The sequence below is a fragment of the Microbacterium arborescens genome, from assembly GCF_030369635.1.
Taxonomy (GTDB): domain Bacteria; phylum Actinomycetota; class Actinomycetes; order Actinomycetales; family Microbacteriaceae; genus Microbacterium.
On the sequence record NZ_CP128474.1, the window covers coordinates 947,464 to 968,334 of the forward strand.

The following is a 20,871-nucleotide window of genomic DNA, read 5'->3' on the forward strand; positions in this document are numbered from 1 at the left end:
GCGGCGCGGAGCGCACCGCACGCTCGATACGCTGACGGGATGACCCCCCGCGACCTCCCCGGCGGCGCTGTGCTGCGCGCCGCCCGGCCCGGTGACGAGACCGGCATCCTCGCCTGCATCCACGCCCTCGCCGTCTACGAACGCGAGCCGGATGCCGTCGACAACACGGCCGAGATGCTGCGCGAGACGCTGTTCGGAGCGGAGCCCCGCGCGTTCTGTCACGTGGTCGAGCGCGAGGGGGCGATCGTGGGCATCGCGATCTGGTTCCTGACCTACTCGACCTGGACGGGCCGCCACGGCATCTGGCTCGAAGACCTCTTCGTCGACGAGTCGCAACGGGGCACCGGATACGGCAAGGCGCTGATCGCGTCGCTCGCCGAGGTCTGCGTCGAACGCGGCTATTCGCGGCTCGAGTGGACCGTTCTCGATTGGAACGCCCCCTCGATCGCGTTCTACCGCTCGATCGGCGCCGAGCCGATGGCGGAGTGGACGACGCAGCGCCTCACGGGCGACGCCCTGCACGCGCTCGCCGGCTGAACAGCGCCTTGCCTCTCGGGGCGTCCCGCGTCAATCCCGACGACGCGGCCGGTGCGCGCTCGTAGGGTGGAGCCATGGCAGATCAGATCCACGTTCCGAACGTGTCCCTCAACTCCGGCTTCGAGATCCCGCAGCTCGGCTACGGCGTCTTCAAGGTCGACCCGGCCGAGACCGAGCGGCTCGTCTCCGAGGCCTTCGATGCGGGCTACCGCCACATCGACACCGCCGCGATCTACGGCAACGAAGAGGGTGTCGGCCGCGCGATCGCCGCCAGCGGCATCCCGCGTGACGAGCTGTTCATCACGACCAAGCTGTGGAACGACCGTCAGGGCGGCGACGAGCCCCGCAAGGCCCTGTCGGAGAGCCTCGAGAAGCTCGGCCTCGACTACGTCGACCTGTACCTCGTGCACTGGCCGGCCCCGGCCAACGGCAACTACGTCAACGCGTGGCAGAAGCTCGTCGAGCTGCGCGACGCGGGTCACGCCCGCTCGATCGGCGTCTCGAACCACCTCGTCGAGCACCTCGAGAAGATCTCCGCCGAGACCGGCGTGCTCCCCGCGGTGAACCAGATCGAGCTGCACCCGGCGTATCAGCAGAAGGATGTCGTCGACTGGGCGACCGACAAGGGTGTCCGCATCGAGTCGTGGGGGCCCCTGGGTCAGGGCAAGTACGACCTCTTCGGCGCCGAGCCCGTCGCCGAGGCGGCGGCCGCTCACGGAAAGAGCCCGGCTCAGGTCGTGCTGCGCTGGCACCTGCAGCGCGGATTCATCGTGTTCCCCAAGACCGTCAGCCGTGAGCGCATGGTCGAGAACGCCTCGCTGTTCGACTTCGAGCTCACGACGGCGCAGGTCGACGCGATCTCGGCGCTCGACCCGGGCGACGGCTCGGGCCGCGTGAGCGCGCACCCCTCCGAGGTGAACTGACCGACGACCCCGATCGGGGTTCGGCTTCGGGCGCAGTTCGCGGCTACGCGCGCAGATGATTCTGCGGCGGATGCCGGGAACTGCGCCCGATCCGCGTGCGGCCGCGGGTTTCGTAGGCTGGAGGCGTGGCATCCGTTCTCAACGTCTCGGCGTACCTCTTCACGCACATCGCCGATCCCGCCGCGCTTCGCGACGTGTTGCGCGAGCGCGCCGAGGGCGCGGGGCTGAAGGGCACGATCCTGCTGGCCGAGGAGGGCGTCAACCTGTTCCTCGCCGGGGCCGAGAGCGCGGTGCGCGAGTTCCTCGACGACCTCCGCGCCGATGCGCGCTTCGCGGCGCTGACCGCCAAGGAGAGCTGGTCCGACGAGCAGCCGTTCGGCCGGATGCTCGTGAAGGTCAAGCGCGAGATCATCCGCATGGACCGCCCCACGATCCGTCCGGCGGACGAACGTGCGCCGAGCGTGACCCCCGGCGACCTGCGGCGCTGGCTCGACCAGGGCCACGACGACTCCGGACGCGAGGTCGTGCTGCTCGACACCCGCAATGCGTTCGAGGTCGACTACGGCACGTTCGCGGGAGCCGTCGACTGGCGGATCGAGCGCTTCACGCAGTTCCCGGATGCCGCCGCCGCGCACCACGACCAGCTCGCCGGCAAGACGGTCGTCAGCTTCTGCACGGGCGGCATCCGTTGCGAGAAGGCCGCGATCGTCCTGCGCGAGGAGGGGGTCGACGCCTACCAGCTCGAGGGCGGGATCCTCGGCTACTTCGAGCGCGAGGGCGGCGCGCACTGGAACGGCGAGTGCTTCGTGTTCGACGAGCGCGAGTCTCTCGCCCCCGACCTGTCTGCGCGGCGCTGACCGTGACGCGGATCGTCGTCCTGACCGGCGCCGGGATCTCGGCCGAGTCCGGTATCCGCACTTTCCGCGCCGCCGACGGGCTCTGGGAGGACCACCGCATCGAGGACGTCGCGACTCCCGCGGGCTATCGGGCAGACCCCGCCCTCGTCCACGCGTTCTACGACGAGCGGCGCCGTGCGGCGGCCGTCGCCGCGCCGAACGCCGCACATCTCGCCCTCGCCGACCTCGAAGCGCGGCGCCCGGGCGACGTGCTCGTCGTCACGCAGAACATCGACGACCTGCACGAGCGCGCCGGGTCGCGGAGCGTCAGCCACATCCACGGCGAGCTGGGGTCGGCGCTGTGCGAGACATGCGGAGAGCGGATGCCGTGGCGCGGCGACCTCGCCGGGCGGCCGCCCTGTCCGGCGTGCGGGGCTCGCGCGCTCCGCCCCGACGTAGTGTGGTTCGGAGAAGCGGTCTACGGGCTCGACGACATCTTCGATGCGGTGGCCCTGTGCGAGCACTTCTGGGTGATCGGGACATCGGGCGCGGTCACGCCCGCGGCATCCCTCGTCGCGGTGGCGGCTGAAGCGGGTGCACGCACCGCACTGCTGAACCTCGAGGCCCACGAAGACGTGCGCCTCTTCGACGACGTCGTGATCGGCCCGGCCACAGTGACCGTTCCCGAGTGGGTCGCCCGCTTCTGAGGCGTGCCTCGGCCGCGTCGGGGGTGGGCGGTAGCGTCGTGGCATGGAACCGCACCGGCTCACGCGTGAGCAGGCCCGCCGCATCATCGTTCGGGCGCAGCTGCTCGAAGCAGACCGTCCCGGCGACGTCGTCGAGGTGGCCGAGCAGATCGGCGCGATCAAGATCGACCCGACGGCCGTCATCGCGCCCAGCGAGCAGGCGATCCCGTGGGCGAGGATCGGCTGGGGGTACGAGCCGGGGCAGCTGACGAAGGCCGTCGAAGACGACCGGCAGCTCTTCGAGTACGCCGGCTCGTTCCACCCCGCGAGCATGCTTCCGGCGATGCGCGTGCGGATGCGGCTGCGTCCCGTCCGCGAGAGCACCGCGGCGTGGCTCGAGGCCAACAGCGCTTTCCGCGCCGACGTCCTGGCGCGGCTGCGCGCCGACGGACCGCTGCTGGCGGCCGATATCCCCGACACCGCCGCCGTGCCCGCCGGAAACGACAGCGGCTGGTACAGCGACAACCAGGTGCCGCGCATGCTCGACCTGCTCGAGCGGCTCGGTGAGGTCGCGGTCGTCGGGCGTGCCGGTCGGCTGCGCCGGTGGGATGTCGCCGAGCGGGCGCGCGGTGCCGAGCCCGACGACCTCACCTACGACGAGGCCGGGGCCTTCCTCGACGAGCGCCGGCTGCAGGGCGCGGGGCTCGCGCGGCAGAAGTCGTCGTGGTCGGGGGTGGGGATGGCCGGTGAGCCCGCCGTCGTCGAGGGGAGCACCTGGAAGTGGCGGGTCGACCCGCGGGCGTTCGAGGCCGTCGATGACGACCCGGGAGGGCGGGTCGCGATCCTCAACCCCTACGACGGCATGCTGTTCGACCGCCCCCGCCTGATCGAAGCGTTCGACTTCACCTACAAACTCGAGCAGTTCGTACCGAGAGCGCAGCGTGTGTACGGCTACTTCGCGCATCCGATCCTCTGCGGCGACCGGTTCATCGGCCTTCTCGACGCCGCCCTCGACAAGCCGAAGGAGCATCTCGTCGTCGCCGCGCTGCACGAGCTCGTGCCGTGGGAGAGCGAGGAGCGCGAGATGGTCGAGGCGGAGATCCGCGACCTGGCCGAATGGCTCGGCGTGCCCGTGCGCGGGCTCGACTGAAACATCGATCGCGGGCCTACCAGCCGTCCGTCGACGTCGCAAGGCGGTCGCCACGGCGGCGCCGACGGCGAAGCATGGTGACAGCCCCGCAATCGAAACGAAAGGAGCCGCCCATGGCTCGCATCATCGAGACCATCGACGTCGACGTGCCCGTCTCCGTCGCATACAACCAGTGGACGCAGTTCGAGTCGTTCCCGCACTTCCTGAGCTTCGTCGAGTCGGTCACCCAGCTCGACGACGGCACGACCCACTGGAAGGTGAAGATCGGCGGGGCCGAGCGCGAGTTCACCGCGAAGATCACCGAGCAGCACCCTGACGAGCGGGTCGCCTGGAACAGTGTCGAGGGCAAGGACGAGCATGCCGGCGTCGTGACCTTCCACAAGCTCAGCGACGACGAGACGCGCGTGACGGTGCAGCTCGACTGGACGCCCGAGGGCTTCGTCGAGTCGGTCGGCGCCGCCATCGGCATCGACGACCACGCCGTGAAGAAGGACCTGACCCGCTTCAAGGAGTTCATCGAGTCGCGCGGCACCGAGACCGGTGCCTGGCGCGGCGACATCGAGAACTGACCTCGATCGCTCCGGTACGACGAGAGGCCCCTCCGATCAGCGGAGGGGCCTCTCGTCGCATCGAGCGGATGCTGCGGCTCAGCTGCGGAGCTTGCGCAGCGCCGACCGCTTGTGGGCCGCCTGGTCGCCGCTCTTCTCCGATTCGACGATGAAGGCCGGCTCCTCGGCGGATGCCGTGAACTTCTGACCGGCGAACTGGAAGTCCTTCTTCTTCTTCTCGACGATCTTCCCGTGCGTCCGCCCCTGGGAGGTATCCCAGCTGACGCGGTCGCCCTTCGACAGTTCCTGAGCCATCGCGGCTCCTTCCGTTGTGCATCGGTTGCGGCGATCCTGTCGCCCGGCGGGACCGGGGGAGAAGCCGTTGACACACCGGGGCCGGATGCGCCAGTGCTCTCGCCGACCGGCCGCGGCCTGCGAGACTGCCCACATGCGCACGATCGTCATCACGGGAGCAAGCGATGGAATCGGCGCGGCCGCGGCGCGGCGCCTCGTCCGAGAGGGGAATCGCGTCGTCCTGGTCGGACGCTCGCCCGAGAAGACACGTGCTCTTGCGAGCACGTTCGACGCGCCCTACCACCTCGCCGATTACGCCGAGCTCGCACAGGTGCGGCGCCTCGCCGACGAACTGCTCGAGGCGTACCCGCGCATCGACGTGCTCGCCAACAACGCCGGCGGCATCTTCGGCCCGCGTGCGCTCACCGTCGACGGCTACGAGCAGACGTTCCAGGTCAATCACCTCGCCGGGTTCCTGCTGACGAACCTGTTGCTGGACCGGCTCATCGAGAGTGAGGCATCCGTCATCCAGACCGCGAGCGTGGCCGCGCGCCTGTTCTCGCGGTTCGACGTGACCGATCTGAACGCGGCGAAGCGATACTCGGGGCGCATCGCATACGGCAATGCCAAGCTCGCCGACATCCTCTTCACCCGCGAGCTGCAGACCCGCTTCGGCGATCGGGGCATCGCAGCGGCTGCGTTCCACCCCGGAGTCGTCGCGACCCAGTTCGCCGCGAACGTGCCCGGCCCCCTCCGCTGGGTCTACCACAACCCGATCGCCCGGCGCCTGCTCACGACGACCGACGAGGGCGGTGCACGACTGGTCTTCCTCGCCGACGGCACGCCGAACCGCGACTGGGTTCCCGGCGCCTATTACGAGAACGATCGCCCGGCCCGCTCTCACCGCGACGCGACCGACGCCGGCCTCGCCCGGGAGCTCTGGGACCGCAGCGCCGAGATGGTCGGCCTCGCCCGCTGACGCGACGGTGTCAGCGCCGAGAACGCACCGCCGCGCCGAGAACGCACCGTGCGACGTGCGCTTTCGCGTGGATGGTGCGCGCTCGGCGCGGGATGCGCAAGGGGGGCGGCGGGGCGCGGGGGAACACCTACCGTGAGGGGCGAACGGGAGGACGACATGGTCGACGAGCGCAACGAGCCCCACGGACCCGAGCAGATGCCGGACCGCCACCCGAGGCCCGATCCCACGGATCTGACCAACCAAGCGAGCTTCCGGCAGGGGGCGGCGTCGCGCTGGCTCGTGCCCGCGGGCGTCCTGGCTGCGGTGGCGATCGTGCTCTTCGTGCTGGCCTTCCAGCTCCAGACGGCATTGCCCGCGGTCGGCGTCGTCTACGCGGTCGTCGGCTGGGCGATGATGGTGGTCGCCGCGCGCTCATCGGACGAGGCGCCCGTGCGCAACCGCCGCCTCGCATTCGCGATGGGCATCCTCGCCGTCGGCGTGCTCGCCATCTTCATCCTTATCTACATCACCGAGACGCTCTAGCCCCGGCCTGCCCCGGCCCGCCCCGGCCCGGCCCCCGAGAACGTACCTCCGCGCCGAGAACGCACCGTCCAACGTGCGTGCTCGCGGCGACGGTGCGTTCTCGGCGGGATGCGCGCGACGCTCTAGACCCCGCGCTCGCCCGACGCAACCACCCTCGTCGTTCCGAGGGTTACGCCTAGCGTGATCACATGGCGACGGCAGCATCCGATCCTCGAGCGACTCGGTCGCACACCGCGCATCACCGGGTCGTCGTGGTCGGCGGCGGCAACGGCGGAGTATCAGCGGCAGCCCGCTTGCAGCGGCAGGGCGTCGACGACATCGCGCTGATCGAGCCGAAGGACACCCACGAGTACCAGCCGCTGTTCTCGCACGTCGCCGGCGGTACGGCGCGTATCAGCGAGACGGTTCGGCCGCAGCGCAGCGTCATCCCCGACGGCGTCCGGTGGATCCAGGATGCCGTGATCTCCGTCGACCCGCACCGCTCGACCGTCCGCCTCGCATCGGGCGACGAGGTCGGTTACGACCACCTCGTCCTGAGCCCCGGGATGCAGAAGGACTGGGCGAGCGTGCCGGGGCTGGCTGAATCGATCGGGACAGGCGACGTGACCACCCATTACGAGGGCGACCTCGCGGCGCGCACGTCGCTGCGCCTGCGCGATCTGCGGCGGGGCACCGTCGTCTTCACGCAGCCCGCCGGTCCCGCCTCGTGCGCGGGCGCATCGCAGAAGCCCATGTACCAGGCGTGCGACTACTGGCAGCGCATCGGGGTGCTGGACGACATCCGGGTCATCCTCGTGGTTCCGGAGAAGACCGTGTTCGGCATCCCGGCCTTCGACCGGGAGATCCAGCGGGCGATCGACCGTTACGGCATCGAGCTGCGGACCGAGAGCGCGCTGATCGAGGTGGATGCCGCGGCCTCCGAGGTCGTGATCGCGTCGCCGACCGGCATCGAACGCATCCGGTTCGACCTCGTCAACGTCGTGCCGCCGCAGTCGGCGCCCGACTGGATCCGGGAATCCGGGCTCGCCGCCGAGGGCGACGCGGACGGGTTCGTCGACGTCGATCCCGCGACCCTTCGCCACACCCGCTTCGCCGGCATCTGGGCGATCGGCGATGCCGCTGCCACGACGAACTCGAAGAGCGGGGGAGCTCTGCGCAAGCAGACCATGGTCCTCGCGAAGAACCTCTCCGCGGCCCTGGCGGGAGACGAGCCCCGCGCACGTTACGACGGGTACGGCGTGTGCCCCATGACGGTGTCGCGCTCGAGCGTCGTGTGGGCCGAGTTCGGGCCCTCGGGCGAGCTCATGCCGACGATCCCCTTCTTCCGGCGCATGTACCGCGAGAGCGCGTTGTCCTGGTTCTTCGACCGCCGCGTGCTGCCCTGGGTGTATTGGAACCTCATCCTCACCGGGAGGGCGTGACGCCCGCGGCATCCTGATCGGCGTCGTGCCCCCGTTCGGCCGTGCCCTCCGCCTTCAGGCGAACGCGTGCCACGAAGATGCCCGCGATCAGCGCACCGAGGCCGCCGACGGCCATGTCGCCGATCGTGTCGTCGTAGGTCACGAGGATCGAGTCGACGAAGAGCTTGCCCGCCCACTCCACGATCTCCCAGAGCGCGGCGAAAGCCAGCCCGAAGGCCGTCGTGACGACGAGGCCGGTGCGCCGGCGGAACCCCTCGCCGCCGGGAAGCGGCACGATCGAGATGCGGGCCGCCGCGATGTACGCGAGCGCCGCGAGCACGCCCGTGCACACGAGGTGCACCGGGATGTCCCACGACGGAACGCTGCGATACAGGTCGACCACGTTGCTCCAGGCCGCGACCAGCACCGTGACGCCGCACACGATGTCGAATGCGGGACGGACGCCGACGAAGCGCGGCGCGACGAGAGCCGGGAGGGCGAAGGCCAGGATGCCGGCATCCGTGAGTTCGAACCACAGCGCCGCGACCACGATGCTGAGCACACCGCACAGCCGGACCGCGTCTGCGACGACGGCACTCGTCGTGCGAGGCGGGCGGAGGAAGTTCTCGATCATGGTGGGCCGGCTCACGACGCGCCCCCGTCCAGGCGGAGGAGCACGTGGACGCCCAGGTGGTCCGACGGTGCCGCGCCGTCGATCGTGCGCGTGTCGACGGCGGCCCGTGTGACGCGGAGGGAGCGATCGACCGCGATCCAGTCGATCGGCCCTTTCCGCACGCGCGGCGGGTGGTAGCCGCCGTAGGTGTCCCAGAGCGGCGTCGCCCTGACCTCCGCCGCCTGCCACGCGTCGACGAGACGGCTGCTGAACAGCGCTGACAGTGGAGCGGAGCCCGGGCCGGCGTTCATGTCGCCCATGACGATCACCGCCCCCGTCGTCTCGGCGGCGAGGTCGTGCAGCTGCCAGGCCGAGCGCAGCCGTGATCGGGCGGAGAAGACGTCGAGGTGCGTGTTCAGCACGGTCAGTGAGCCGCCGGTGACCCGATCACGGAAGGCAGCGCGGACCACCACCCGCGGTACCGGGTTTCCCCACGACGTCGAGCCCGCGACCTCGGGTGTCTCGGAGAGGGCCGACTGCTCATGGCCCGTCAGCTCGAGACGGTCGGAGTCGAAGAAGATCGGGCAGCCCTCGCCACGGCCGTCGGCGTTGCGGCCGTGACCGACGAAGCGGTACGACGTGCCGAGGGAGGCCCGGACGAGATCGGCCTGGTCGGGCATCGCTTCCTGCGTGCCGAGGATAGCGGGCGGGTCCGCGTGGAGCACCGTGGCCAACCGCCGACCGCGCACCGTCCAGCGGTCGTTCGGCGGCCAGGTCGGTCCGTCGATGCGCCGGCGGATGTTCCAAGTCGCGACGTGGAGGTCGTGCGGATGCAGCTCGCTCGGGCCGAACAAATGGGCGACGGCGCTCTCGCTCGCTGCGCGCGTCATCGCCGCCCCTCCGCTGCGCGGGTGAGGTCGTGGCGACCCGTGCGGCGTAGCCGGCGAGCCACGCGGCGGTGCGGCAGCTCGTCGGGCCAATGCGAGACGACGGTGTGGAAGCCCCGGGCGATGCGCGTGCCGAAGGCGCGCCGATCGTCGAAGGGTCGCATGGAGATCCCCATGTCTGCGCGGCGCGAGTATGCGATCCGGTGACGCCCGCCCAGGTGGAAGGCGAGGTCGAAGTCGTCGTGCACCTCGGCGTCTGCGCGGTGCACCTCGGTGCTGACGCTCCGCCACGCGGTGCGCCGGAAGGCGAGGTTCGAGCCGAACAGCGGCAGATGGCCCAGCGCGGCGAACCCCAGGAGCGCGTACAGCCCGAGGTACGTCGCGGCGAGGGGGCGTCGCAGCGCCCGCGGCCCGTCGACGAAGCGGGCGCCTCCGGTCAGCACGGCGATGTCGGGCCTGCGTGCGAAGTCGCGGCAGAGGTCGGCGATCCAGGTCGGGGCGGGGAGCGAGTCGGCATCCAGCCGCAGGACGAGATCGCCGGTCGCGTGGTCGTACCCCGTCGCCGCCGCCGCGGGGATGCCGGTGGCCGCGCACTCGACGACGCGCGCGCCGGCGGCATGGGCGACGTCGGCGGAGTCGTCGCGCGAGCCGTTGTCGACCACGACGATCTCGTCGGGCGGCTCGGTCTGTTCGGCGAGGGCGCGCAGACACCGTCGCAGCATCACGGCGTCGTCCTTCACCGGGATCACGACCGACACGGTCGGGCGGTGGGGCAGGGGCCGGGATTCGAGTGTCATCGGACCTCACGCTACGACCGGCGGCGCACGGGCGGGAGCGCCTTGACAGTGCTGTCGAGCCTCGTCAATGACATGCTGGAGGTATGCCTCAGCAGAGCGATCTCCTCGCCGTCCTCGTCGATGCCGACAACGTCTCGCCCTCGCGCATCGGCGGGGTGCTGGCCGAGATCGCGACCTACGGCACGGCCTCGGTGAAGCGCGTCTACGGCGACTGGACCAAATCTCAGCTCCGTGGATGGAAGGACGCCGCGAGCGAGCACGTCATCCAGCCCATGCAGCAGTTCGACAACACCACCGGCAAGAACGCGACCGACAGTGCTCTGATCATCGATGCGATGGATCTGCTGTACACGCGACGGTTCCAGGGGTTCTGCATCGTCTCGAGCGACAGCGACTTCACGCGTCTGGCATCCCGAATCCGCGAAGAGGGTGTCACCGTGTACGGCTTCGGTGAGCGCAAGACGCCCGAGGCCTTCCGCAACGCGTGCGATCAGTTCACCTACCTCGAGGTGCTCGGCGTCGTCGACGAGCGGGACGCCGCGCGATCGACCACCTCGGAGCGCTGGACGGCGGCGGCGCTGCGTGCCGACGCGCGCCTCGTCGCTCTCCTGCGCAGCGCCGCCGAGACCGCCTCGGCCGACGACGGCTGGTCCGACCTCGGCACCGTCGGTCAGCTCATGCGCAAGCAGCAGCCCGACTTCGACCCCCGGAACTGGGGCTATGCGAAGCTGTCGGACCTCGTCCGCGCCGTGGGCCTGTTCACGATCGAGTCGAAGCCGGGCGGCATGTCCCTGCGCCCGAAGAGCACGTCGGGGTCGAAGGCCTCGGACGACTCGGCGGATGCGCCTGCAAAGGGTCGCGGCGACGTCGAGACCGGGTCCGCGGGTGGGCGCTCGCGGCGCAAGCCGTCGTCGCGTGCCAAGAGCGCGGTAGCCGACGCCGAGGCTGCCGCCTCGGCCGTGCCGGAGGGCGGCGCGGATTCTCATGACGACAGCTCCCGGGAATCCGCCCCGGCCGAAGGGACGAGCGGGTCGTCGGCGCGCGGACGCCGTCCGATGATCGAGCAGCTCACTCTGGGCGCAGCTCTGGATGCCGCGCTCGACGCGGTCTCGTCCGCCTCGCGCGCCAACGCCACGGCATCGGCGGCACTGTCCGCGGATGCGGATGCGGATGCGGATGCGGATGCGCCGGAGGGCGAGAGCCGTGACGAGGCGACCGGCTCTGCGGATGCTTCGCCGGCCGAAGGCGAGACGGTGGCGGTCAGCGCGGGGACGAAGAAGACGCCGGCGCGGAAGACATCCACCAAGACGGCGCCGAAGAGCGGCGCTGCGAAGACGCGGACCCCTCGGGCGACGACCGCCCGCACCGGTGCCGCGTCCGCGGCGGACGACGACGGACCGTCGGCGACGGCTGCTCCGGCCGCCGCCGAGCCCAGCGCCGACGCGGCATCCGTGTCGCTTCCGGAGACCGGCACCGCTCAGCCGGTCGAGACCGAGACCGAGGCCCCCGCACGGCCCAAGCGCGCGTCGCGCAGCCGGACCAGCGCCCCGGAGGCTCCGTCGGGCGAGTCGGACTCCGAGGCGCCCGCCCGGCCGAAGCGCGCGTCGCGCAGCCGCAAGGCTCCGGCTGCCGAGGCGCCGGTCGAGCCGGCTGCCGAGCCTGCGGCCGAGGCGCCCGCCGACGCCGCATCGGCTCCGGCGGCAGCATCCGCCCCCGTCAAGCGGGCACCGCGCCGCGCATCCCGGCCGGGTTCGTCGGTGAGCTGACCGCGGGGCGGGTTCCGGTCAGCCGCGGCCGCGGCGCAGTGCGGCGGCGAGCGGGCGACGTCGTCGCCGCGTGTCGGGGATGACAGGCACGGGCTGGGTGACCACGGCATCGACGACCATCGAGCCGCTCGCCGGCCCGACCACGGGCACGGGGGTCGTCGCCGTGCTGATGTGATCGGCGCGGGCGATGGGCATGTCGGCGAGCTCGCGCCGGGCTCGGAGGTAGGCCGGAACGAGGATGACGGTCGCCCCCAGCCACGCGAGGGGGTTGCTCCATGCGACTCCCGCGAACCCCAGGAACGCACCGAGCACCACGGCCGCCCCGGCACGCATGACGAGCTCGACGATGCCGGTGACGGTCGGCACGAGGGTGTGGCCGAGTCCCTGCAGGGCCCCGCGCAAGACGAACAGAACGCCCAGCGCGGTGTACGTCGCCCCGTTGATGATCAGCATGAGGGCGGCGAGGGAGACGACGCCGTCCGAACCGTCGCCGACGAAGAGCCGGACCAGCGGCGCCCCGAAGGTGATGAGCACCACGCCGAGCCCGACGGCGCCGATCACGGCCATCCAGGTCGCCTGCGCGACGCCCTGACGAATGCGGTCGGGGCGCCCACCGCCGTAGTTCTGAGCGACGAACATCGACACGGCGAGTCCGAGCGACTGCAGCAGGGCCACCGCCAGGCCGTCGACACGTGAGGCGGTCGTGTAGGCGGCGACGGCGTCGGCGCCGAGCTCGTTGAGACGGACCTGCACCGCGAGGGTGCCGATGGCGATGATCGACGCCTGGAAGCCCATGGGCAGGCCGAGCCGCAGGTGCAGCGCGAGGTCGGTTCGGGTGATGCGCCAGTCGGCGCGCCGCATGCGCAGAACCGGGATACGGCGCCGGATGTAGTCGAGGCACAGTCCCACGGACAGTGCCTGTGACACGACCGTTGCGAGGGCGGCGCCGCCGACGCCCCACCCGAGCGGGCCGACCATCACCACCACGAGCACGACGTTGAAGACGCAGGCCACCGTCAGGAAGATCAGCGGCGTGCGGGAGTCGCCGATCGCACGGATGATCGCCGCGAGGTAGTTGAAGAACATCGTCGCCCCCGCGCCGAGGAAGCTGACGACGGCGAACGCCGTCGCGTCGTCGAGGAGTTCCGGGGGCGTCTGCAGGAGTTGCAGCAGTGGTCGCGAGAGGAACGGCGCCACGACGGTGAGCACGACGCTCGTGATGGCTGTCAGCGTGGCCCCCGCTGCGACCGAGCGGCGCACGGCGGCGTGGTCGCCGGCCCCGAAAGCCTGCGCCGTGGGGATCGCGAATCCCGAGGTGAGCCCCCACGCGAAACCGATGAGCAGGAACAGCATCGAACCCGTCGCGCCGACGGCCGCGAGCGCGTCGACCCCGAGCCAGCGGCCCACCACCACCGCATCGACGATGTGGTACATCTGCTGCACCACGTTGCCGATCAGAAGGGGCACCGAGAACGCGAGGATGACGCGCCAGGGGCTGCCGGTGGTGAGGGTGCGGGACATCGCGGTGGCTTTCGAGAAGATGCGGGCACGACAACGGCGGCGCCGGAGCGCCGCCGTCAGTCAGTGTATCGAATCGATTCGAGATGCGCCACGGGGGATCCCGCATGCGCGCTCGCGGTGTCAGCGAGCGGATCCCTTGCGCGGCTTCAGGAACGCGCCGTCATCCTGCTTCTCGCGCTTGGCTGCGCGCTTTTCCTTCAACGTCAATTGCGGCGCCTTTTTGTCGCCTCGTGTGCGTGGTGTTTTCGTCGACATGAGAACTCGCTTCCCCTCGTGGCTGGCGTGTGACTCCCGACCATAGCCCGGAAAAAAAGGAAGTCAAATCGGTTTTCGGTCGCCGATTCCCGTGACTTGCTTTTTTGTGCGGTGTGGCTATGGTTGGTGGTCACCGCCCCGTCGTCTCGCCTTTGCGGGCTCGAGACCGGGGCTTTTGGTGCACCCTGAAAAGCAGAACGGAAGAAAAATGGAAAAGACCGCTGAAGCGACCTCGAGCGACGTGCGAATGCGCCTCGAGGCGCTGCTCGCCGAGCGCCGTGAGCTGCTGCAGGACATCGAGCCCCGCGCTGTTCCCTCCGTCGACCCGGTGGCCTACCAGACCGCCGCATCGCACCGCGCGACGATCACTCTGATCACCGAGGCGCTCGACCGCGTTCGCTCGGGCTCGTACGGCCGGTGCGTCGGATGCGGGCGGGCGATCGCACCGGCGCGACTGGAAGCGGTGCCGTACGCGCCGGCATGCATCGAGTGCCAGAGCCGGGCCGAGACCGCCTGAGGCCGATCAGGCGCTCGGCAGCGCCACGCGCACGAACAGGCCTCCGCCGTCGCGCAGGGTGATGAGCAGATCGCCGCGGTGGCTGCGGACGATGGCCGAGACGATGGTCAGCCCGAGACCGACGCCGCGGTCGGATGCCGCGCGGGTGCGGTCGCCCGCCCGGACGAACGGCTCGGTCAGTGTCGCGACGCGAGCCGAATCGAGGTCGGGTCCGGTGTTCACGATCTCGAGCAGCGCCGAACCGTCCGGCGCCGTCCGTGTGCGCACCGCGACCTCGCCGCCGTCGGGGAGGTTGTGGCGGAGCGCATTCGTGACGAGATTCGACACGAGCTGCCCGAGAAGGGCGGCGTTGCCGCGCGCGATCGCCGGGCCCGACTCCAGCCGGATGCTCGGTGATGTGCGGCGCGGTGCCGTGAGCTCGATCTCGCGCGCGTCGGCGACGACCCGCTGGGCGACCTCCGCGAGGTCGACGGGCTCGAAAGTCAGACCGGCTCGGCCGGCACGCGCGAGCTCGAGCAACGCCTCGGTCGTCACGATCGCCCGTTCGTTGGTCTGGGCGATCCTGCTCAGAACGAGGTCGACGTCGCGCCCGTCCGGATCGGCGCGGGCGACCTCGACGATCGTCCGGATGACGGCATGCGGAGTGCGCAGCTCATGCGACGCGTTCGCCGCGAAGCGCGATTCCTCGGCGACCGCCCGCTCGATCCGGTCGAGCATGTCGTCGAAGGCGTCGGCGAGGTCGGTGAGCTCGTTCCGGCGTCCGCGGAGGGCGATCCGGCGGTGGAGCGTGGCCGCATCGGCTCGTCCGACGACGTCGGTGATGCGCCCGAGCGGGGCGAGCATCCATCCCGAGAGGAACCACCCGCCGACCAGGCCGACGACCACCAGTGCGGCCAGAGCCCACCATGCGTATTTCACGAAGACGTCGGTGAGGTCGCCGCGTCCGGGGGCCCAGCCGCCGGTGGACTGGCTCAACAGGTCGCCGCTCGGCACGAACCGCAGGGCCAGGAGCCCGACGCCGAAGAGCACCGCGCCCGCGACGACCAGGAAACCGGCGTAGCTGAGGGTGAGCGAGACCCGCAGGGAGAGCCCGCGGCGGCGGGCGATCACGGTGCGGGGTCCGACATCCGGTACCCGACGCCCGCCACCGTCTCGATGACCCAGGGCTCGCCGAGTCGTTTGCGCAGCGTGGAGATCGTGATGCGCACCGCGTTCGTGAACGGGTCGGCATTCTCGTCCCAGGCGCGTTCGAGCAGCGTCTCGGCGCTGATGACCCCGCCTCCGGCGCTGAGGAGCACCTCGAGCACGGCGAACTGCTTCCGCGTCAGGGCGACGTAGCGTCCGTCTCGGTAGACCTCGCGTCGGAACGGGTCGAGTCGGACGTCGCCGAACTCGCGGATCGGGGGAGCGGCGTTCGCCGACCGCCTGGCCAGAGCGCGCAGCCGCAGCACGAGCTCGCGCATCGCGAACGGCTTGGTGAGGTAGTCGTCCGCGCCGGACTCGAAGCCCGAGGCCTTGTCGTCGAGCCGGTCCGCCGCCGTGAGCATGAGGATGCGCGGAGCCTCGGGGCGCTGCGAGAGGAGCCGGGCGATCTCGTCGCCGTTCGGGCCCGGGATGTCGCGGTCGAGCACGACGACGTCGTATGCGGTGATCGCCAGCTGTTCCAGCGCGGTCTCCCCGTCGGCGGCGAGGTCGGCGGAGATCGCCTCGAGGCGCAGTCCGTCGCGGATCGCCTCGGCGAGGAACAGCTCGTCCTCGACGATCAGCACACGCATGGCCTCAGGATAGGCGGGCGCGCATATCGCCGGCGTATGCGGAATCGGCGACGTCGTGGCAACATCCGCTCGTGTGCTCTGGAGGCATGAGCACTCCTTCCCCCTCGATTCCGCCCCGCCCGCTCGCGCTGCCGACGATCGAGTCCGCACGGCGAGGGACCTTCGTGCCGCCGCGTCCGCGAGCGCGGGCATCCCGCCGTGTTCGTCGTCGTCGCCTCGCTCTCGCCGCGGTCGTCGTCGCGGGCGCGGCGGCTCTCGGGGCGACCGTCACCGGTGCGCTCGCGGGTGCGACGGGCCTGCAGCTGCCGCCGATGCCGCCGGTGCTCCCGGGCCTGGCGTTCTCGCCGACGGCCGATGACGGGTTCATCGAGGACGGCGTGCAGATCAGCCTGTGGGACGACGATCTACCCGCCATCTCGCGACTCGACCCCGAACTGCTGGGGGCGATGCGCGCCGCGGAAGCGCGCGCCGCCGACGACGGCATCCACCTCGGGGTGACGAGCGGATGGCGCAGCGCGGCGTACCAGCAGTGGCTTCTCGATGCCCGCATCGCGTCGGTGGGGGAGGAGACCGCCCGCGCCTACGTCGCCACCCCCGAGCAGTCGCGCCACGTCAGCGGCGACGCCATCGACATCGGACCCGTCGACGCGCAGTACTGGCTGATCTCGTACGGGTCGGAGTTCGGCATCTGCCAGACCTACGGCAACGAGCCCTGGCACTTCGAGCTGGCCACTGCGCCCGGCACGGAGTGCCCGCCCATGCGCACCGATGCCAACGGCTGAGCCCGGGATGCGGCGGCGGGTGCGCCTACGATCGATGCAGGCCCCCAACGATCCAGGAGTCACCGTGTCTGCCGTCACCGCCGCCGCCCGCTCCCATGCCGACGACCTCGCCGACTTCGTCGCAGCGTCGCCGTCGAGCTTCCACGCCGCCGCCGATGTCGCTCGTCGCCTCGTCGCCGCCGGGTTCACCCCGCTGTCGGAGGACGAGCGCTGGCCGGAACAGCCCGGCGGGCGCTACGTGGTGGTGCGCGACGGTGCCGTGCTCGCGTGGATCGTGCCGGCATCCGCGACCGCCGTGACACCCGTGCGGGTGTTCGGCGCGCACAGCGACTCGCCCGCGTTCAAGCTCAAGCCCCGACCCACCACCGGCCGCCTCGGCTGGCTGCAGGCCGGTGTCGAGGTCTACGGCGGGCCGCTGCTGAACTCGTGGCTCGACCGCGAACTGCGACTGGCCGGTCGCCTCGTGCTGGATGACGGCACCTCGGTGCTCACCGCGACGGGACCGCTGCTTCGTCTGCCCCAGCTCGCCATCCATCTCGATCGCGAGGCCAACGACCATCTCGCCCTCGACAAGCAGACGCAGACGCAACCCGTGTGGGGGCTCGGCTCGGCCGAGTCAGCCGACCTGCTGGGCGAGCTCGCCCGCGAGGCCGGAGTGGATGCCGGCCGCATCCGCGGATACGACGTCGTGACGGCGGACGCCGCGCGCGGCGCCGTCTTCGGCGCGGGAGACGTCTTCTTCGCATCCGGGCGCCTCGACGACCTCGCCTCCGTTCATGCCGGCGTCGTCGCCCTCGAGCGCGCCGCCGCGGGCTTCGATGCCGGTCATATCGCGATGCTGGCCGTCTTCGACCACGAGGAGGTCGGTTCGGCGACCCGGTCGGGGGCGGCCGGCCCGTTCCTCGCCGATGTCGTGGAACGCATCCAGTTCGGTCTCGGTGCCGATCGCGAGGAACGCATGCGCGGACTCGCGGCGTCGTGGTGCGTCTCGAGCGACGTCGGGCACTCCGTGCACCCGAACTATGCGCACAAGCACGACCCCGTCGTGCTGCCGGTGCTCGGATCGGGACCGATCCTGAAGATCAACGCGAACCAGCGGTACGCGACGGACGGCGTCGGAGCGGCCGCCTGGAACGGATGGTGCGACGCGGCGGGCGTGCGCAGCCAGGAGTTCGTCTCGAACAACGCCGTGCCGTGCGGTTCGACCATCGGCCCGATCACCGCCACCCGCCTGGGCATCCGCACGGTCGACGTCGGGATCCCGATCCTCTCGATGCACTCGGCGCGCGAGCTCGCGGGGGTCTCCGACCTCCACGACCTCTCTCTCGTCGCCGAAGAGCTGTTCCGCCGGTAGACTCGAGCGGTCCGCGGCGCCGGCCCGGGCGAAGCGATGCAACTACCTGCTGACGGAGCAAGGCGGCACGTGAGAACGAGCTGACTGCTCGGAGGCATGCATGACGTCGAATGATCGTTCCCTGATCCACCACACCGGTCGGGTGTTCTTCCCGATCGCGTTCATCGCCCGGCTTCCCTTCGCCATGATGGTCGTGGGTGTCCTCACCCTCGTCGTCTCGGCGACGGGATCGGTCGGGCTCGGCGGGCTCACGTCCGCCGCCGTCGGCGTCGGCGTGGTGATCGCCGGTCCCGTCATCGGAGACGCCGTCGATCGATTCGGGCAGCGCCGGGTGCTGGTTCCCCTCGGCATCCTCAACGGCCTCCTGCTGGGGGTGTTCCCCATCGTCGTCACTGCCGGGGCTCCCGACCCGCTGATCCTGACCGCAGCCGCGGCGATCGGTCTGAGCGCGCCGCAGGCGGCGGCGATGTCACGCAGTCGACTGATGGGCATCATCCGCGTCCGTCTCAGCCCCGAGCACCGCCCGCGCACGCTCTCACGCGTCATGTCGTACGAATCCGCCGCGGACGAGACGGCGTTCGTCATCGGCCCGTTCCTGGTCGGCATCCTCGCCGCCGCGATCGCACCCTGGGCTCCGATCGCGATCGCCGCGGCCCTGAGCCTCGTCTTCGTGACCGCCTTCGCCCTGCACCCGAGCGGTCTCATCGCTGCTGCCGCCCTGGCGCCCGGCGAGAGCGAGGAGCGGGCGCCCATCGCACAGGTGCTGCGTCCTCGCATCCTCGTCCTCGTGGCGGGCACCTTCGGGGTGGGGCTCTTCTTCGGCGCGACGCTGACGTCGCTCACGGCCTTCGCGCAGACCGCGGGCGAGGGTGTCGAGGCGGGGCTGCTCTACGGCCTCATGGGCATCGGGTCAGCCGCTCTCGCGCTCGCCGTCGTGCTGCTGCCCTCGCGTTTCGCGCTGCGGCACCGCTGGCTCGTCTTCGCGGCCGTCCTCGCGATCTCGGCCGGCGGCTACGCCGCCTCGGACTCGCTCGGCGCGGTCATCGTCATGCTCCTGCTGATGGGGCTCGGCGTCGGCCCGACGCTCGTGACGCTGTTCAGCATCGCCGGTCACCGCAGCCCGGTCGGCCGGTCGGCGACCACGATGACACTGCTCGGGTCGGCGCTGACGCTGGCTCAAGCGCTCGCATCGGCCGTCACCGGCGCGATCGCGGAGGCGGGAGACGTCCGGCTCGCGATGCTCCTGCCGACGATCGCCGCGGTGCTCGTCCTGGTGCTCGGCGGCGTCAACCTCGCCATCGAGCGTCGTGAGCGTGCAGCCGAACGAGCCCGGATGCCGCGCGGCGCCCGCTCCACCCGCTCCCTCGTCAGCCGCTGAGCAGCGCTCCGGTCGCCGCGCCCGCACCGGCCCCCAGCACCACGACCATCCAGGCCGGACAGCGCCAGAGCGTCAGTAGACCGAAGCAGACGAGGGCGAGCGCGAACTGGTCGACGCGGGTCACCGACGTCGTGAAGACCGGGTCGTAGAGGGCGGCGCCGAGGATGCCGACGACCGCCGCGCTCGCCCCGCTCACCAGGCCTCGTGCGCGGGGGCGGCGCCGGAGGACTGCCCACACGGGCAAGGCCCCGAGGAGCAGGAGGAAGCCGGGCAGGAAGATCGCGACGAGCGCGATCGCGGCTCCCGCTGCGCCCCCGGGGCCGACGCTCGAGAGCGCGCCCAGGTAGGCGGCGAACGAGAAGAGCGGTCCGGGGAGGGCCTGCGCCGCGCCGTATCCGGCGAGGAACGTCTCGGCATCGACCCAGCCGGGGCCGACGACCGCACTCTCGAGAAGCGGGAGAACGACGTGGCCGCCCCCGAAGACGAGCGCGCCCGAGCGGAAGAACGCGTCGAACAGGGCGATGACGCCGTCTCCCGTGACCCGTGCGGCGATCGGGCTCGCGACGAGGAGGGCGGCCAGGACCACGAGCGCGGCGATGCCGATGCGGGTGCCCGCGCTCGGAAGGGCGTCGTCCGCGGCGTCGTCGGAGTCGAGTGTCGCGGCATCCTCGCGGAGCCACAGGGCCCCCGCGAGAGCGCCGAACGCGATCGCGCCGAACTGGGCGAACGGCCCGCCCACGAGGGCGGTACCGACCGCCGCCGCGATCGCGATGGTCCCGCGGGGGCGGTCGGGAGCGAGGGTCCGAGCCATGCCCCAGACCGCGTGTGCGACGACGGCGACCGCGACCACCTTCAGGCCGTCGATCACCCCGGTCGCGACCGGGCCGGTCACGGCCCCGATACCGCTCGCCGCCCACACCATGAGCGCCGCCGAGGGCAGGGTGAACGCGGCGAAGGCCGCGAGCGCGCCCGCGAGCCCGGCACGGCGCAGGCCGATCGCGAACCCCACCTGGCTCGACGCGGGCCCCGGCAGGAACTGGCACAGGGCCACGAGCTCGCCGTAGACGCGGTCGCCGATCCACCGGCGCCGCGCGACGAACTCGTCGCGGAAGTAGCCGAGGTGCGCGACAGGGCCCCCGACGGAGGTCAGCCCGAGGCGCAGGAAGACGACGAACACGGCGGCGAGGTTCGACACGCGTCCAGCGCACCATCGATCCGTGAACACGCGGTGAACGCCACGCCTGACTAGCACACCGAGATGTCGCGGCGCGTCACCGGGCGGACACCTGGCGGGGCAGCGCCGTTCACCTCGCGCTCGCGTGCGGTCCCTACCGTCGGCGGCATCCCTCTT

23 protein-coding genes are annotated in these 20,871 nt (G+C 71.2%); 14 read left to right on the plus strand and 9 right to left on the minus strand.

Going from position 1 to position 20,871, the window contains the following annotated elements; translation table 11 throughout:
- Positions 1 to 39 precede the first annotated feature (39 nt).
- The 6 genes from QUC20_RS04430 (at position 40) to QUC20_RS04455 (ending at position 4,701) form a co-directional block, all read left to right on the plus strand.
- Positions 40 to 537: a GNAT family N-acetyltransferase gene (locus QUC20_RS04430; RefSeq protein ID WP_289331057.1), complete on the plus strand. Its 498-nt coding sequence runs from the start codon at positions 40 to 42 to the stop codon at positions 535 to 537.
- A gap of 74 nt (positions 538 to 611) precedes the next feature.
- Positions 612 to 1,460, plus strand: coding sequence for an aldo/keto reductase (locus QUC20_RS04435; protein WP_289331058.1), 849 nt, complete (start codon positions 612 to 614; stop codon positions 1,458 to 1,460).
- A 125-nt stretch (positions 1,461 to 1,585) separates the two neighbouring features.
- Entirely contained in the window at positions 1,586 to 2,317 is a 732-nt protein-coding gene (locus QUC20_RS04440) for a sulfurtransferase (protein WP_289331059.1), read from the plus strand.
- 2 nt (positions 2,318 to 2,319) lie between these two features.
- Positions 2,320 to 3,003: an NAD-dependent deacylase gene (locus tag QUC20_RS04445; protein WP_289331060.1), complete on the plus strand. Its 684-nt coding sequence runs from the start codon at positions 2,320 to 2,322 to the stop codon at positions 3,001 to 3,003.
- A gap of 43 nt (positions 3,004 to 3,046) precedes the next feature.
- Positions 3,047 to 4,132 (plus strand): winged helix DNA-binding domain-containing protein, encoded by a 1,086-nt coding sequence (locus QUC20_RS04450; RefSeq protein ID WP_289331061.1) that lies wholly within the window; start codon positions 3,047 to 3,049, stop codon positions 4,130 to 4,132.
- Positions 4,133 to 4,245: 113 nt separating this feature from the next.
- A complete protein-coding gene (locus tag QUC20_RS04455; RefSeq protein WP_120263195.1) occupies positions 4,246 to 4,701 on the plus strand; it encodes an SRPBCC family protein in 456 nt (151 codons plus the stop codon).
- A gap of 78 nt (positions 4,702 to 4,779) precedes the next feature.
- On the opposite strand, the gene QUC20_RS04460 is transcribed toward QUC20_RS04455, so the two are convergent.
- The gene (locus tag QUC20_RS04460; protein ID WP_289331062.1) at positions 4,780 to 4,995 is read right to left on the minus strand and encodes a hypervirulence associated TUDOR domain-containing protein; all 216 of its coding nucleotides are present in this window, start codon (positions 4,993 to 4,995) and stop codon (positions 4,780 to 4,782) included.
- Between the two features lie 133 nt (positions 4,996 to 5,128).
- On the opposite strand from QUC20_RS04460, the gene QUC20_RS04465 reads away from it, so the two are divergent.
- From QUC20_RS04465 to QUC20_RS04475, 3 genes are all read left to right on the plus strand, one after another.
- Positions 5,129 to 5,953: an SDR family NAD(P)-dependent oxidoreductase gene (locus QUC20_RS04465; RefSeq protein WP_289331063.1), complete on the plus strand. Its 825-nt coding sequence runs from the start codon at positions 5,129 to 5,131 to the stop codon at positions 5,951 to 5,953.
- 132 nt (positions 5,954 to 6,085) lie between these two features.
- Positions 6,086 to 6,475 (plus strand): hypothetical protein, encoded by a 390-nt coding sequence (locus QUC20_RS04470; RefSeq protein WP_289331064.1) that lies wholly within the window; start codon positions 6,086 to 6,088, stop codon positions 6,473 to 6,475.
- Positions 6,476 to 6,663: 188 nt separating this feature from the next.
- Positions 6,664 to 7,896, plus strand: a complete 1,233-nt coding sequence (locus QUC20_RS04475) for an NAD(P)/FAD-dependent oxidoreductase (RefSeq protein ID WP_120263191.1) — start codon at positions 6,664 to 6,666, stop codon at positions 7,894 to 7,896.
- Here the strand turns inward: QUC20_RS04475 and QUC20_RS04480 are convergent.
- From QUC20_RS04480 to QUC20_RS04490, 3 genes are read right to left on the minus strand one after another with little or no spacing between them, the layout of a single operon-like run.
- Positions 7,880 to 8,524 carry a DUF2238 domain-containing protein gene (locus QUC20_RS04480; RefSeq protein ID WP_289331065.1) on the minus strand — a complete coding sequence of 215 codons (645 nt, stop codon included), beginning with the start codon at positions 8,522 to 8,524 and terminating at the stop codon, positions 7,880 to 7,882. The two genes, QUC20_RS04475 and QUC20_RS04480, sit on opposite strands and share 17 nt — an antisense overlap.
- A complete protein-coding gene (locus tag QUC20_RS04485) occupies positions 8,521 to 9,378 on the minus strand; it encodes an endonuclease/exonuclease/phosphatase family protein (RefSeq protein ID WP_289331066.1) in 858 nt (285 codons plus the stop codon). Before QUC20_RS04485 ends, QUC20_RS04480 begins: the two co-directional genes overlap by 4 nt.
- On the minus strand, positions 9,375 to 10,172 hold the full coding sequence (locus tag QUC20_RS04490; RefSeq protein WP_289331067.1) for a glycosyltransferase family 2 protein: 798 nt from the start codon (positions 10,170 to 10,172) through the stop codon (positions 9,375 to 9,377). Before QUC20_RS04490 ends, QUC20_RS04485 begins: the two co-directional genes overlap by 4 nt.
- An 83-nt stretch (positions 10,173 to 10,255) precedes the next feature.
- Between QUC20_RS04490 and QUC20_RS04495 the strand changes: the two genes are divergently transcribed.
- Positions 10,256 to 11,938, plus strand: a complete 1,683-nt coding sequence (locus QUC20_RS04495) for an NYN domain-containing protein (RefSeq protein ID WP_289331068.1) — start codon at positions 10,256 to 10,258, stop codon at positions 11,936 to 11,938.
- Between the two features lie 18 nt (positions 11,939 to 11,956).
- Here QUC20_RS04495 and QUC20_RS04500 read toward each other — a convergent pair whose 3' ends face one another.
- On the minus strand, positions 11,957 to 13,459 hold the full coding sequence (locus tag QUC20_RS04500; protein WP_289331069.1) for an MATE family efflux transporter: 1,503 nt from the start codon (positions 13,457 to 13,459) through the stop codon (positions 11,957 to 11,959).
- A 120-nt stretch (positions 13,460 to 13,579) separates the two neighbouring features.
- Complete coding sequence (locus QUC20_RS04505) at positions 13,580 to 13,714, minus strand: hypothetical protein (protein ID WP_259455221.1); 135 nt, start codon at positions 13,712 to 13,714, stop codon at positions 13,580 to 13,582.
- Between the two features lie 208 nt (positions 13,715 to 13,922).
- On the opposite strand from QUC20_RS04505, the gene QUC20_RS04510 reads away from it, so the two are divergent.
- Positions 13,923 to 14,231: a TraR/DksA family transcriptional regulator gene (locus tag QUC20_RS04510; RefSeq protein ID WP_120263185.1), complete on the plus strand. Its 309-nt coding sequence runs from the start codon at positions 13,923 to 13,925 to the stop codon at positions 14,229 to 14,231.
- 6 nt (positions 14,232 to 14,237) lie between these two features.
- Here QUC20_RS04510 and QUC20_RS04515 read toward each other — a convergent pair whose 3' ends face one another.
- Positions 14,238 to 15,341: a sensor histidine kinase gene (locus tag QUC20_RS04515; RefSeq protein WP_353105720.1), complete on the minus strand. Its 1,104-nt coding sequence runs from the start codon at positions 15,339 to 15,341 to the stop codon at positions 14,238 to 14,240.
- Positions 15,338 to 16,006 carry a response regulator transcription factor gene (locus tag QUC20_RS04520; protein ID WP_120263184.1) on the minus strand — a complete coding sequence of 223 codons (669 nt, stop codon included), beginning with the start codon at positions 16,004 to 16,006 and terminating at the stop codon, positions 15,338 to 15,340. The genes QUC20_RS04515 and QUC20_RS04520 overlap by 4 nt, the downstream gene beginning before the upstream one ends.
- A gap of 86 nt (positions 16,007 to 16,092) precedes the next feature.
- Here QUC20_RS04520 and QUC20_RS04525 point away from each other — a divergent pair, with 86 nt between their 5' ends.
- The 3 genes from QUC20_RS04525 to QUC20_RS04535 all read left to right on the plus strand — a co-directional run bounded on the left by QUC20_RS04525 (position 16,093) and on the right by QUC20_RS04535 (position 19,520).
- Positions 16,093 to 16,788, plus strand: coding sequence for a M15 family metallopeptidase (locus QUC20_RS04525; RefSeq protein ID WP_289331070.1), 696 nt, complete (start codon positions 16,093 to 16,095; stop codon positions 16,786 to 16,788).
- A gap of 34 nt (positions 16,789 to 16,822) precedes the next feature.
- A complete protein-coding gene (locus tag QUC20_RS04530; protein ID WP_289331071.1) occupies positions 16,823 to 18,142 on the plus strand; it encodes a M18 family aminopeptidase in 1,320 nt (439 codons plus the stop codon).
- Positions 18,143 to 18,242: 100 nt separating this feature from the next.
- Positions 18,243 to 19,520 carry an MFS transporter gene (locus QUC20_RS04535; protein ID WP_120263181.1) on the plus strand — a complete coding sequence of 426 codons (1,278 nt, stop codon included), beginning with the start codon at positions 18,243 to 18,245 and terminating at the stop codon, positions 19,518 to 19,520.
- Here QUC20_RS04535 and chrA read toward each other — a convergent pair.
- Positions 19,510 to 20,715, minus strand: coding sequence for a chromate efflux transporter (gene chrA, locus QUC20_RS04540; RefSeq protein WP_289331072.1), 1,206 nt, complete (start codon positions 20,713 to 20,715; stop codon positions 19,510 to 19,512). The two genes, QUC20_RS04535 and chrA, sit on opposite strands and share 11 nt — an antisense overlap.
- Positions 20,716 to 20,871: the final 156 nt, after the last annotated feature.